Origin of the sequence: Nonomuraea sp. 3-1Str (genome assembly GCF_031570565.1) — a bacterium.
Lineage (GTDB): Bacteria > Actinomycetota > Actinomycetes > Streptosporangiales > Streptosporangiaceae > Nonomuraea.
Map to the genome: position 1 here is coordinate 141,683 of NZ_JALHBK010000011.1, position 13,486 is coordinate 155,168.

Consider the following 13,486-nt stretch of genomic DNA (forward strand, 5'->3'; position numbering starts at 1 on the left):
TCGTCGTGCGGACGGCTCGCGGTGCGAGCCTCGCCGACGGCGGCCGTCAGCTGGTCAGGAACCCCAGAACTTCACCTCCGGGTAGGCAGCCGAGGGCCCGTCCAGGAGAGGACGGCGCTCGCCGCGCAGGTGCGCGTCGAGGAACGCCGTGACGTACGTGCGGGTGATCCGCAGCGAGCGCTCGCCGTCGATCGGGTACGCGGGCAGCCCGAGCTGCGGCTGGAGCACCGCGTAGTCCACGAAACTCGAGTGCTCGGCGCCCGTCACCGTCAGCCACCGCTTCCCGTCGCCGGTCACGTGCTCCCAGAACGTGTCCCACGAGCCCTTCTCGCCGCTGGTGCTCGGCTGCTGCCTCGGATTGCCGATCATCATGAACGGCTTGCTGATCGGCTTCGCGGGCGTCCTGGGGTTGTAGGAGCCGTCCAGGTTGACCGCGGCCCGGATGCGCCCGCTCAGGGGCAGCAGGTGAGCGGCGCTCTGCCCGCCGACCGAGTGGCCCACCATCGCGATCCTGCGCTCGTCGATCAGCCGCTTCCAGCGGCCCGCCCTGGCCAGCCGGTCAAGCACGAACTCGGTGTCCGCGGCCCGGACCCGCGCCACCTTCTCGCCCAGCTCCGGCGTGTTGCCGCCCTTGCCGGCCTCGAACGTGACCGTCCTGCCGTCCGGGAACGTGGTCGCCACGGACTCGTACGTGTGCTCGATGCCCGCGACCACGTACCCCTTGCTCGCGAACTCCTCGGCCAGCGAGGTCATCGTCGCCCGGGGGAACTTCATGCCGGGGGACATCACGACGAGCGGCCTGCCACCCTTGCTGCCCAGCGCGGGGGAGTCCACCCGGGCGTACGTCGTGGTCCTCGCGAGTGTGTCGGGCGGCAGGTCCCTGAGCTGGGGCACGTCGCGCAGGATCAGCTCGGACTCCTGGGGCGTGACGTACGGCGCCGGCTTCCCCGTGGCCGCGCGGGCCGGATACCAGACGGACACCATCAGCTCCCGGGCCTTGCGGTCGGGCACCCACGGGTCGGGACGGCTGGAGTCGACCAGGTGCAGCGTCGAGCGGCCGACCGGATGGGGACCCGTCGGCCGTGGCAGGGCCGGCGTGACGACGGACGTGGAGCGCCCGCCGGCACCCGGCGAGGCGGCTGCCGGGGCGGGTCGCATGAGCGTCGTGGTGCCGGCGCAGGTGAGCGCGAGCAGGAGGCCCGCGATGGCTGTCTTTCTCATGCCGCTCACCTTGCTGGACGACCGGGCTGCACCATCCCCCTCGAAAGAGACGGAGCACCCTCGACTTTCGTAGGGGGCCGGTCGCCCGAACCCTCGATAACCTCGGGCCATGACGTACGGCGATGGAAGCGTCATCGAGCGCATCACGCCGTGGGCGCTGGGCGCGATGGTGTTCGTCCTGTCCATGGCCTCGGCCTCCGGCGCGCTGGGCGTCGCCACGGGACTGCCCTGGCCGGTGCCCGCGGCGATGGCCGCCGCGTCGGGAGCGGCCGCGGTGTTCGTGGCGGTGGAGGAGCGGTCACCGGGCCGGGTGAACGGGCGCGGGTTGTGGCTGCTCGCCGTGGTGGGCGCCGTCGCCCAGGTGTGGCTGGTCATGTGGCCGGCCGCCGCCGCGGCCTCCTACTACGCGGGCACGCGGCTGCGCGGGCGTGGCCTGTGGCTCTACTGCGGTGGCGCGGTCGCCGTGCTCTTCACGGGCGGGGTCGTCTCCCGTCTCGGGGGCGGTTACCGCATGCTGGTCGCCGGCACCCCGGCCAACGTGGTGCTCATGGGCGGCGCGCTGCTGGGCCTGCCGCTGGTGGCGGGCCTGTGGACGCGGGCCCGGCGGCAGGTCATCGACGCGATGCGCGACCAGGCCGACCAGCTCCGGCGCGAGCAGGTGCTGCGCGCCGACCAGGCCCGGGCACAGGAACGCGCGCGCATCGCCCGGGAGATGCACGACGTGGTCGCGCACCGGGTGTCGCTGATGGTGCTGCACGCGGGGGCGCTGGAGGTGGGCGCGCCGGACGGGCGCACGGCCGAGGCCGCGGCCCTCATCGGCCGCGTCGGCCGCGAGGCACTGACCAACCTGCGCGAGGTCCTCGGGGTGCTGCGCTCCACGGATCCGCCCGTACGAGGGCCGGGTCAGGGGTCCGGGGATCCCGTCCGGGAGTCACGTTCCGGCACGGGGGATCACGTGCGGGACCCGGCCCGCCCCTCCACCGGCTCGGCCGAGGAACCACGTGCCGATGCGGCCGGGAGATTCCGCGCCGCGTTCGCCGGTCCCGCAGCGGATCAGGCGGAGCCCGCCGACTCCGCCCGGGTTCGGGACACCACGAGTGGTCCCGCGTCGGGTGAGCGTGCGACAGGTGGGGCCGAACGCCATCCTCAGCCCACGCTCGCCGACGTCGACCGGCTGCTCGACCAGTCACGCGCGCTGGGCGTCGTGGTGAACCGCCACGACGAGGGAGTCGCCCGCCCCCTGGCCTCCACGGTCGAGCGCACCGCTTACCGCGTGATCCAGGAGGCCCTGACCAACGCGCACAAGCATGCAGGTGACACCCGGATAGACGTGCTCGTCCGGTATCTGCCCGCGGACCTGGAGGTGGTGGTCCGCAACACGGCACCGTCCGCGCCTGGCAGCGGGCCGCCGGACCATGGTGGTCCGCGGGGCGAGGGCGGGCCACGCCCGGGTCAACGGGGCGGTGGGCTGCCGGGGTCCGGGTGGGGGCTGGTCGGGCTGCGGGAGCGTGTCGAGCTGGCCGGGGGCAGGCTCGTGGCCGGTCCACAGAACGGTGCGGGGGCCCAGGACGGGCTCGGGCCGGAGGCGTTTCAGGTGCTGGCCCGGATACCGGCTCCATGATCCGGGTTCTGATCGTCGACGATGAGGCGCTCGTCAGGTCCGGGCTGCGGATGATCCTGGAGGCGGCGGGCGACATGGTGGTGGTCGGCGAGGCGCGCGACGGTGACGAGGCCGTGTCCGCCGCCGCCCGGCTCAAGCCCCACGTCGTCCTCATGGACGTCCGCATGCCCGGCACCGACGGCCTGACCGCCGCGGCACGCCTGATGGACACGCCGGAGGCGCCCAAGCTGGTCATGCTGACCACGTTCGATCTGGACGAGTACGTTCACGAGGCGCTGCGGGTCGGGGCGGTGGGGTTCCTGCTGAAGGACACGCCGCCGCGCGAGCTGGCCGCCGCCGTGCGCGCGGTCGCGGCCGGGCACGCCATGCTGTCGCCCACGGTGACCAAACGGGTGATCAGCTCGTTCGCCGGCAGGGGGCCGTCCCGGGCCGAGATCGCGCGCGGCCGGCTGGCGTCGCTGACCGCCCGGGAAGAGGACGTGGTCAGGGCCGTGGCCCGCGGGCTGTCCAACGCCGAGATCGGCCGCGAGCTCAAGCTGACCGAAGCGACGGTGAAGGCCCACGTCAGCCGCGTGCTGGCCAAGCTCGGGCTGGCCAACCGGGTCCAGGCGGCCATTCTGGTCCACGACGCCGATCTGGGTTGAGGGTGGCTCGCCGACGCTTACCACCCTCCGCCGCTCGTTCCGCGGAGGGATACGCGTACGGGGTCAGATCTTGACCGCCATCGTGGACGGCAGCGGCGGCAGCATGTGGACCCGGGCCGAGCCGATGTCGAAGTACAGGCCGACCAGCTCCAGCCGTCCCGCCCGTACCTGCTCGTCGACCTTGCGGTGGGTGCGGAGGTTCTCCAGCTGCTGCTGCACGTTGACGCGGCAGAGCTGGTCCAGCGCCCGCGCGTCGAGCGGCTCCTCCGCGTTCTCGATGAACCTGGCCAGGCTGTGGTGGCCGTGCCGCAGCCACCGGCGCAACCCCGGCAGGCTGCCGGCCTTCACGCCGCCGCTCAGCAGCCCCGCCATCGCCCCGCAACCCGAGTGCCCGCACACGGTGATCGTGTGCACGCCCAGCACCTGCGTGGCGTACTCGATGGCCGCCACCACCGAGTCGTCGTGCGGCTCGGCGCCACGGCGAGGCACCAGGTTGCCGATGTTGCGGACCGTGAACAGGTCGCCGGGCCCGCTCGCCGTGATGAGGCTCGGCACGACCCGCGAGTCGGCGCACGTGATGAACAGGTGCGACGGCTGCTGCTTGTGGGCCAGCTCGGTGAGGATGGGCCGCACCAGCGGCGCCGTACGCCGGTGGAACTCCCGCGCCCCCGCCGTCAACCGGCACTCCGGCCGGTCGGGCGGCCCCAGCTTCGGCTCCGGGGACGGCTCCGGGTGGCGGGCGGGCCGGTGGTGCCGGTGCGCCCACGGCAGCCACCACCGGTCGGGCGCCGCCAGCGGCGTCTTGGCCGGGTACATGCGGGCGCCGCTCGCGGCCAGCGCGTACCACTCGTCGTGCATCTCGTCGATCTCCACCGTGCCACCGGACCGCTCGTGGTTGAGCCGCCAGGAGTGGATGGCCTCGAAGGCGGCGTTGTCCATGAAGTCGATGTTCAGGTCGAGGTCCACAGCGGCGCGTGGCGGGATGGCGCGCAGCTCGTGGGTGAGCCGCGGCACGCCCAGGAACGTCAGCGACCCGCAGATCGCCACGTGCCACCGCCCGCCGTCCACCGGCTCGTACGTCTTGACCGTCACCCACGTCAGCCGCCGCAGCGCCAGCACCGCGGCCAGCGCCAGGCCCGCCACCACGCCCTCGGCCAGGCCGAGCACGATCACCGCCAGCATGGTGATGACGTAGACCGGCACCTCGCCGTGGCCGTGGACCTTGCGGATGTGCCCGAGGTTGACCATCTGCACGCCGATGAACACCAGCAGCGCGGCCAGCGCCTCCATCGGGATGAGCCGGATCGTCCAGCCGAACCCCAGCGCGAACACCAGCACCCACACCCCGTGCAGGATCGACGACCAGCGGCCACGCGCCCCCGCCTTGACGTTGGCGGTGCTGCGCACGATCACCCCGGCCACCGGCAGACCGCCGAGCGCGCCGGTGACCATGTTGGCCACGCCCTGCCCGGTCAGCTCCTGGTCCAGGTCGGCACGCGGCCCCGCGTGCATCCCGTCGACGGCGACGGAGCACAGCAGCGACTCGACGCCCGCGAGCAGCGCGACCAGCAGCACGGCCGCCACCACCTCGTGCCAGTCGCCCTGCGGCAGCACCGGGAACTGCCAGGCGCCGAGACTGCCCGACAGGTCGACCCGGGTGACGTCCCACTGGAAGGCCCATGCGGTCACCGCGGCGACGAGCAGCGCCGCGAGCGGGGCCGGCACCACCCTGACCTGCTTCGGCAGCCGGGCCCACAGGGCGAGGACCGCGATCGTGAGCAGCCCCACCGCCACCGTGTGGCCGTGCATCGCGGCCACCTGCGCGGGCAGCTCCACGATGTTGGCCAGGGCCGAGCGTTGCGGGCTGCCGCCGAGCACGATGTGCAGCTGGGACAGGGCGATCACCACGCCGACGCCGGCCAGCATGCCGTGGATCACGGCGGGGGAGACGGCCAGCGCCGCCCGCGCCGCCCGCAGCAGGCCGAGCACGAGCTGGACCGCTCCGGCCAGCAGGGTGATCATGCAGGTGGCCCGCCAGCCGTACGTCTGGACGAGGTCCGCCACCACCAGCGAGAGGCCGGCGGCGGGCCCGCTCACCTGGACGACGGAGCCGCCGAGCGCTCCGGCCACGATGCCGCCCACGACGGCGGCTACGAGACCTGCGGCGAGGGGGGCACCCGAGGCCATCGCGATCCCCAGGGACAGGGGCACCGCGACGAGGAAGACCACGAGCGAGGCAGGCACATCGTACCTGAGAGTCCTCAGCGCGTTACTGTGAGTGTCGCCGGTCATGCGGCAAACCCTAGTGCCCCGCCGGGGCGGGGCTCGAAGGGTCGTCGTCGGGCTTTACGCAATCCAGGGCTGACACGGCGGCGCGCCTGGCTGCGGACCCCCGCGGCCAGGCCCTGGGCGGGCACCGGGACCGGGGCCGGGCAGGCGGCCCCGGTGGCGGATCAGCGGTAGTAGTCCGGAAGGTCCGGCTCGGCCGGGGCGGTCGGGGCGGTCGGGGCGGCCCGGCGGCGGCCGCGACCGCCGCCGTTCTGGCTCGGACGGCCCGCCTCGGGCGTGCCGTACATCTCGTTGTAGCTCGGCCAGCCGCCCGTGCCGCCGCTGGACGGCGACTCGGGCCAGCCCGGACCGCCGACCTGACCGGCCGCGGAGGCGAAGTCGCCGGTCTCGTACGCGATGGACGGTGGTACGGACGGCGCCGACAGCACGTCGTCGTGGGCGGAGACCGCGCGCGCCGGAGCGGTGGGGACACCCGTCGCCGGCGAGGGGCCGGTCAGCGGGTCGGAGTCGTCGGCCACGGCCCAGCCGGGGCGGACCTCGTACGACGTCGGATAGGAGCCGGACGGCCGCTGCGGCTCGAACGCCGGCCACGACCCGGCCGGACCGGGGGTGGGGGCGGGAGCAGGGGCGGAGGCCGGCGCGTCGTCCAGGATGTCGTGCGACGGCCAGGAGCCGGAGGTGGTGGGCGTGGCCGGGGTCGTCCAGGTGCCGTCGAGCGCGTCGGCGCCGTTGTAGGCGGCCGGGAACGGGTCGCTGGTCGGCGCGCCGTGGATCGGCGCGACGGGAGTGGCGGGGAAGGAGCCGCTGTTCGCCGGGGTGAACGCGCCGCCCGCGGCGGCGAACGAGCCGGTGGCGGGGAACGAGCCCGTGGACGCGTTGCTGGACAGGGAGCCCGTGGAGCCCACGGCGGGGAAGGAGCCGCTGGCGGCGGGCGTCCCGTTGGTGGACAGCGAGCCGCCGGAGGACAGCGTGTCGGGACGGCCCGAGGGCACCGGCTGGGCGCCGACCCCGAGGATGGACATGACGTCGGCGGGCGGGGCCGAGAACGTCACCGTACGCTGGTCGGCCAGGTCGGACGCCGAGGGGGCGGGGCGGGGCTGCACCGGCTCCACCAGGTCGGCGAGGCCGGCCGTGGGGGCGGGGACGGGGGCCTCGCGCCTGGAGGGCCGCTGCGGCAGCGGCGCCTGGACGGTGGTGGCGTCGGGATCGGCGACGGCGGCCTCGCGGCGGGCGGGGCGCTTGCGCTCGCCGGTGCGCTCCCGGCCGGCGGGCCGCTCACGGCCGGCCGCTCTCTCGGGCTCGCGCTCGTCACGCTCGACGGGACGGGAGGCGCCCTTGCGCGCCGCCACGGTGCCCCCGGCGCCGAAGCCGCCCTCGGTGGCGTCGCTGCGGATGTTGGCCCAGAACTCCTCGTCCTCGTCGTCGGAGGTCGGGTTGCCCCACTCGTCGACGCCGCGCTTACCGCGCTGACCGGTGCGGACCGGTTTGGCCTTCACCTCGTCTATGGGGCTGAAGTCGGGACTGAAGTTGTTCATGCGGGGTTCGTGGGCGGCGAACTCGTCGGTGGACCTGGCGTGGGTCTGCTCCTCCTTCTCGGCCATCTGCTTCAGCCGCTCCGGAGGAAGCGAGCTCTCCCGCTTGCTCATCGAACGCATGCCCAGTGCCACGACAGCGAGCACGAGGAGCACGACAGCGACCAAGCTGACTACGACCGCGATCATTGCACCACCCTCAAAGCCATGGCCTCCCTGTGGCACCGGTGAGATCGCGCGGCCATCGACGCGACCTGCCCCCATTGATCACCAGCGCCTGACAATTGGATCTGATTGTGTCGGACCACTGCGAGCGTTGTCACACCCTAAGCGAAGAATTGGTAACGATTACTACACTGAGTGTTTGATATCTCACTCGATGTTCACCGCCGTCAGGCGACCCCTGGCGATGGTCTTGCCGGCGATCTCCTTGAGAATCTCGGGGAGCGCGGCGTCCTTCTTCGCCTCCACCTTCCCCTGCAGCGTGTAGACCGTGAAGCGGTAGCTCACGTTACGCGCGCACGGGGGCTGGTAGCCGACCTTGCCACTGGTCACCTGGGCCTGGCCGGAGCCGTCCGGAGGCGTCTCCGAGGCGCCGGGGCCCAGCTCGGTGGTCGTGGCGGGGATGTTGTAGAGCACCCACTGCACGGCCGACTCCGACTGCGTGTGGGAGTCGACCACGATCGCGATCGACTTCGCCTGAGGGAGCGGCTCGCTGGACCAGCGCAGCGGCGGGCTGCCCTCGGTGCCCTCGCACGAGTACTCGCGCGGGAGCGGCTCGCCCTCGCGCAGCTCGGGGCTGGAGACGTTGATCTGCGCGATCTCCTTGGCCTCGGACCGGCCCACCAGGAAGGAACTGCCACATCCCGACAAGGCGAGCATGGCCGTCACCGCTGTCACAGAGACAACGAAGGGCCCCATGCGTCCAGTCGTGTTACACAGCCCCATGTCGCATGATGCTACGCGGCCATGAGGCGTGCGCCGACCGTTTCGCGAAGGTCGGTCAACGGTAAAGAGCGTCAAAGGGGCGGGAAACCCGACATCAAGCCGGTGAACTCGCAGGCGGGCACCACCTTCACCTTTCTCGGCACCTTCCCCGAAGAAGAGGCCCGGCGCGAACGGCCGTCCGTCGTCCACAGGGGACGGTCGCCGGGAGATCGCCGGGACGCCGCGCGGCTTAAGCTGGTTTGCGTGACCCCAACTGGCCCGCTACGCGATCCCGCGCACCGCGTCTCGCCCAAGGCCGTCAGGCTCTGGCTGATGGAGGCGCTGATCGCCTTCGTGCTGCTGATCGGAGGATCGCTCCTGGCCGGAGGGTGGGTCGGCGGCAGCGGGTGGTCGTGGGTGCCCGCCTGGTTCGCGGACCACCCGTGGCTGCTGCCCGTGGTGGTGGGCGTCCTGACGACGCCGTTCCTGCTGGCGGAGCCGTTCGTGCGCTACGCCGTGCACCGCTGGGAGCTGTCGGGGGACGTCGTGTACGCGCGGACGGGCTTCCTGACCAGGGAGTGGGTGTTCGTGCCGGTGAGCCGCATCCAGACGGTCGACAAGGCCCAGGGCTGGCTGGAACGCGCCCTCGGGCTGGCGACCCTGGAGATCCGCACCGCCTCCCACGCGGGCTCGTCCACCATCAAGGGGCTCGACTACCAGGTGGCGGCGGGGCTGGCCGAGCGGCTGGCGCACCGCGCCGAGGAGCTCAGGGACGACGCGACATGACCGCCCCCGCCCAGCCGCCCCAGGACCCGCCTTCCGCCGAAGGCGCCGCGGGGCCTCCGGGGCCGGTGACGAGCGGGCCCCGCGTTCCGCTGCGGCTCAGCCCCAAGGTGCTGCTCATCGACCCTGTGCGCATGGTGCCGTCCCTGCTGCTGCCGCTGGTCGGCCTCCTGTTCGTGGGCGGCTTCTCCGGCCGCTCGTACGTCTGGGCGGCCGTCGGCCTCGCCGGGACCGTCGCGTTCGCCGTGGTCAGGTGGGCCACGCTCACGTACGAGGTGCTGGGCGACCGGCTGGAGATCAGGCGTTCGCTCGTCAGCCGCTCCGTCCGCACCATCCCGCTCGAACGCATCCGCGGCGTCGACGTGTCCACCCCGCCCCTGCACCGGCTCCTCGGCCTGGCCGTACTCAAGGTCGACACCGGCGCGAGCGGCAGCGACGAGGAGGGCAGGCTCGACGGCGTCACGCTCGCGGAGGCCGAGCGCCTCAAGGCGGTCCTCCTGCGCCAGGTCCGCGCCGCCGAGGCTCCCGCCGGCCCGCGGGCCGCGTCCGCCGACCGGCCGCCCGTCGCGCCGGGCTCCGGCGCCGGCCGCACGATCATCGGGGTGCCGCGCGTGTGGCTGCTGTACGGCCCGCTGTCCGGCGCGTACCTGCTCACCCCGTTCGCGCTGGCCGGGGGCGCCGTCGGGCTGGCGTTCCAGTGGGGCGACGACCTCGGCTTCGGCCGCGACGCCGCCTGGACGGCCGGCGAATGGCTCTGGCACCACCCGTACCTGCTGCTCGGGGTCGCGGTGCTGCTCGTGCTGGCGATGCCGTTCGCGGGCGGCGTCATGTACGCGGTGTTCAACTGGGACTTCCGGCTCATGGACCGCGACGGCTACCTCGTGGCGGAGCGGGGGCTGATCAACCGGCGCAGCGTGACACTGGAGTCCAGGCGGGTGCGCGGGTACGAGATCGTCGAGGGGTTCGCCGAGCGCTGGGCCGGGGTCGCGCGCGTCTGGGCGATCGTGACGGGGCTCGGCGACTCCTCGACGCGCGGCCAGCTCCTGCCGGACGTCCCGAGGGCCGTCGCCGTCCAGGTCACGGCCGACGCCATCGGCCCCTACCGGGCGGAGCTGCGGCCCCACCCGCCGATCGCGCGCAACCGGCGCCTGTTCCGCGCCGTCTCCCCGTGGGCGGCGCTCGCCGTCCTGGCGGTGCTGGGGGAGGCGGTGACGGGGTCGCCGCTGTGGCTGCTCGTCGCCGTGCCCGCGCTGCTGCTGGCCGGCCTGGGGGTGCCGCTGGGGATCGACCGCTACCACTCGCTCGGCCACGGTTACGACGGGGTACGGCTGTCGGTGCGCTCGGGCTCGGTCCGCCGGGCGCAGGCGGTGGTCGAACGGCGCGCGGTGGTGGGCTGGCGCGTCAGGCAGACGTGGTTCCAGCGGCGGGCCGGCGTTTTCACGCTGATCGCCGGGGTCGGGGCCGGGAAGGGCGGCTACGCGGCGGTGGACGTGTCCCGGGCGCAGGCCACCGGGCTGCCGGCCGAGGTGACACCGGACTGGCTGGCGCCCTTCCTGACCGGGGCCGCCGCGCCGGGTCCGGCCGCATCCGGCGGCGCCGTTGACGCGCCCGGCGACGGGTCACACGGGTAGGCGTGGCGGGGGCGATCCTGGGGACGCCGTCCCGTAGGCGTCGCCCAGGATGTCGCCTTCTCCGTCAGTCCTGGCGGCGGGCGCCGAACATGATCTCGTCCCAGGTGGGCACCGAGGCGCGACGGCCCCGCGAACCCTTGCGCGCCTGCCGGGCCGCCGGCGCGGGCGGCGGCGACGGCACAGGCACGGGAGGGCCGTCCTTGGCCGGTCCTCGCTTGCCCTTGTCGCTGCGGGTGTCGGGCTTGGGCTCGGGCTTGGGCTCGTCGCCCTTGGCCGGCGCGTCCTGGGTCTGCCCGTCCTTGGTCTGCCCGTCCTTGGCCTGCGTGTCGTTGGCCGGCTCGTCCTCGGCGGTCTCGCGCCCGGCGGCCTCGTCCTTGGCTGCCTCGGCCTTGGAGGTGGTCTCTTCCCTGGGCGTGTCGCTCTCGGTTGCGTCGCTCTTGGAGGTGTCGCTCTCGGGCGTCTCGGCGACGGGCTGCCGGCTCTTCGACGGCTCGTCCTCGGGCGGGGCGGCCTTGGCCGCGTCCTCCTGGGCCGGGGCGTCGCCTTCTGACCTGCCGGCCGGGACGCTTGCGGCCTGGACCGGGACCGGGACCGGGGCGGGCTTCGGCTTGGGAACGGGCGGCTTGGACTCCTCGGGGGCCGCCGTGGTCTGCGCCGGCGTTCCGGAGGCGGCGTCCGCGTCGGGCTCGGCGGCCTTCGCGGGCTCGGCGGCCGGAGACGGGGCCGGAGTCGCCGTGGCGGCCACTGCCTGGTCACCGGTCTCGGCGGCGGCATCGCTGACGACCGCCGTGTCGACCGGGGGCGTCTCGGCGACGGGCTCCGCCACGATCTCCGCCACGGGCTCCGCGATGGGCGCGTCGGCGGGCGGGCTGGTGGGCTCCGTGACGGGAGCACTGGCGGCCTCGGTGGCGGGCGCGTCGGTGGGCTCGGTGGCGGGCTGCGTGGCGGGCGTACCTGCGGGCTCGGTGGCGGGGTGCGTGGCGGCGTCCGGGGCGGTCTCGGGCTGTGCCGTGACTGACGGCTCGTTCTGTGCGGTCGCGGTCTGCGCCGCCTCGGAGCTCGTGGGCGGCGCGGCCTCGGAGGTCGTGGTGTGTGACCCTTCGGAGGTCGTCGCCTGCGCAGGCGCGGGGACGTCGCCGTCCGTCGGCTGCTCGTCGGCGACCGGTGCCGGCGTGGCCGGGGTGACGGGCGTGGGCTCCTCCTGGGTGGAGGGCTGGGTCGTCACGGACTGAGCGTCCTCCGGAGAGGCCGGGGCGGCGGTGTCCTGCGGGGCCGTGGGCGTCGCCGGCTCAAGGGATGCCGTGGGCGTCGCCTGCTCAAGAGACGCCGTGGGCGTCGTCTGGTCAGGAGCGGCTATGGCTGTCGTCTGTTCGGCGGTGTCCTGGGCGGCGGCGGTGGGTGCCGGCTCCGTCTCAGTGGGCTCCGAGGGGCCGGCCTCGGGCGTCAAGCCCGCATCCGACGGATACGTGATGGCAGGCGGGAACGCGGTGGCAGGCGGGAACGTCGGGGTCGGCTGGTCGGCCGCCGGGGCCGGCGGGGACGCCGGGGTCGGCTGGTCGGCCGGAGCGGCCGGGGTCTGGTCCGGGGCCGGGGCCGCGGGACGCGGCTGGGACTGGTGCGTGGTGTCACGCGTCGACGGGGTGTAGTACGCCTCCGCGTCGTGTCCGGTGGCGCGGTCCCCCGTACGTGCCTGCCCGAAGTCCGGCAGCCAGGCCGGAGAGGCGCCACGGCGCGAGGCGTCGCCGGGGCGTGCCTGCGTGGCCGCGCGGTCGGCGGCGGCACCGCCGCTCGCGCCCGTGGCCCCGTGCTCCGCCGCCGGGTCACTCGCCGGGTCGCGATCCGCCGAGCCTCCACCCGTCGTGCCTGGAGCAGACGTCCCCGCAGAAGACGTGCCCGCAGAAGACGCCCCTGTAGAAGACGCGGACGGAGAAGACGCGGACGTGGAGGAACGGTCGTAGCCGAAGTCGGTGGGCGGACGCGTGTAGATGGACTCAGCGCCGCGCGCCGGAGACTGGAAACCCACGGCGGGCTCCTCGGACTCCGGGTCCCGCCGCACCACCGACGGGAACGGCACCGGGTCCGAGGCGAGCGGCGGCACCGGCTGCAGCTTGGCGACCCGCGGCGTGAACGGCGTGACCGTCGTGTCCTCCACCGGAGGGCTCGGGTCGAAGTCGGCCGACGACAGGCGCAGCGCCTCGTCGTCGTGGGGCGCCACGTGGCGGCGGCGCGGGTCGAAGAGCCATTCGGCGTGACGCGTGTGACCGTTCCACACGTAGCCGAGCTTGACCCGCCAGAGCCCGTCGTCGCGTTTGGCGGAGTCCCAGTCGATCTCGTCGGTGGGCACGCCGCGGCGGGTGAGCCGCTCCGCGACCAGCTCGCCGAGGGTGGGACCGGACGAGGACTCACCGGGCATCCGCACGGCGACGCGCTGCGCCTGCTGCGCGACGTACTCGCGTTCCTGGAGCACCGGCCCCTCGAACCAGCGGACGCGTTCGACCGGGATGCCGGCGGTCGCGGCGATCTCCTCCGCGGTCTCTCCGGCGCGAATGCGCGCCTGGATCTCCTTGGGGCGCAACGGGCTCTCCACTTCGATCTCGTACTGGCCGAGACGGGAGAAGTTGCCGCGGACGGCAGCACGGAGCCGGTCGTCCACGGGAAGTGTGAAGCGGGTGCCTCGCCCGGCAGTTGCCAGCACGAGATAGGTGCCGTCCTCACTTACCGCGACGAGTCGGAGCTCCTGCATGCGAGTCCCTTCGTCAGCGTCGCCATTCTTCCCCCGGACCCTTGAGTCTCTCGCGTGTGCCGGTTGCCTGCCAGCACCGTACCCGGCATGTCCGA

Annotated in this window: 9 protein-coding genes; 4 read left to right on the plus strand and 5 right to left on the minus strand. The window is 73.9% G+C overall.

Features of this window, described 5'->3' with window-relative positions:
* Window positions 1–54: 54 nt before the first annotated feature.
* A complete protein-coding gene (locus MTP10_RS19575; RefSeq protein WP_310710917.1) occupies window positions 55–1,221 on the minus strand; it encodes an alpha/beta hydrolase in 1,167 nt (388 codons plus the stop codon).
* A 109-nt stretch (window positions 1,222–1,330) separates the two neighbouring features.
* Here MTP10_RS19575 and MTP10_RS19580 point away from each other — a divergent pair, with 109 nt between their 5' ends.
* On the plus strand, window positions 1,331–2,842 hold the full coding sequence (locus MTP10_RS19580) for a histidine kinase (RefSeq protein ID WP_310710918.1): 1,512 nt from the start codon (window positions 1,331–1,333) through the stop codon (window positions 2,840–2,842).
* Window positions 2,839–3,486 (plus strand): response regulator transcription factor, encoded by a 648-nt coding sequence (locus MTP10_RS19585; RefSeq protein WP_310710919.1) that lies wholly within the window; start codon window positions 2,839–2,841, stop codon window positions 3,484–3,486. Before MTP10_RS19580 ends, MTP10_RS19585 begins: the two co-directional genes overlap by 4 nt.
* A gap of 63 nt (window positions 3,487–3,549) precedes the next feature.
* Here MTP10_RS19585 and MTP10_RS19590 read toward each other — a convergent pair whose 3' ends face one another.
* From MTP10_RS19590 to MTP10_RS19600, 3 genes are all read right to left on the minus strand, one after another.
* Window positions 3,550–5,730, minus strand: coding sequence for a SulP family inorganic anion transporter (locus tag MTP10_RS19590; RefSeq protein WP_310710920.1), 2,181 nt, complete (start codon window positions 5,728–5,730; stop codon window positions 3,550–3,552).
* A 209-nt stretch (window positions 5,731–5,939) separates the two neighbouring features.
* Window positions 5,940–7,496 (minus strand): hypothetical protein, encoded by a 1,557-nt coding sequence (locus MTP10_RS19595; protein WP_310710921.1) that lies wholly within the window; start codon window positions 7,494–7,496, stop codon window positions 5,940–5,942.
* Between the two features lie 183 nt (window positions 7,497–7,679).
* A complete protein-coding gene (locus MTP10_RS19600; RefSeq protein ID WP_310710922.1) occupies window positions 7,680–8,207 on the minus strand; it encodes a YbhB/YbcL family Raf kinase inhibitor-like protein in 528 nt (175 codons plus the stop codon).
* 291 nt (window positions 8,208–8,498) lie between these two features.
* Here MTP10_RS19600 and MTP10_RS19605 point away from each other — a divergent pair, with 291 nt between their 5' ends.
* Together MTP10_RS19605 and MTP10_RS19610 are read left to right on the plus strand one after the other, a co-directional pair.
* The gene (locus MTP10_RS19605; protein ID WP_310710923.1) at window positions 8,499–9,020 is read left to right on the plus strand and encodes a PH domain-containing protein; all 522 of its coding nucleotides are present in this window, start codon (window positions 8,499–8,501) and stop codon (window positions 9,018–9,020) included.
* Entirely contained in the window at window positions 9,017–10,648 is a 1,632-nt protein-coding gene (locus MTP10_RS19610) for a PH domain-containing protein (RefSeq protein ID WP_310710924.1), read from the plus strand. Before MTP10_RS19605 ends, MTP10_RS19610 begins: the two co-directional genes overlap by 4 nt.
* 64 nt (window positions 10,649–10,712) lie before the next feature.
* Here MTP10_RS19610 and sepH read toward each other — a convergent pair whose 3' ends face one another.
* The gene (sepH, locus tag MTP10_RS19615) at window positions 10,713–13,391 is read right to left on the minus strand and encodes a septation protein SepH (RefSeq protein WP_310710925.1); all 2,679 of its coding nucleotides are present in this window, start codon (window positions 13,389–13,391) and stop codon (window positions 10,713–10,715) included.
* Window positions 13,392–13,486: the final 95 nt, after the last annotated feature.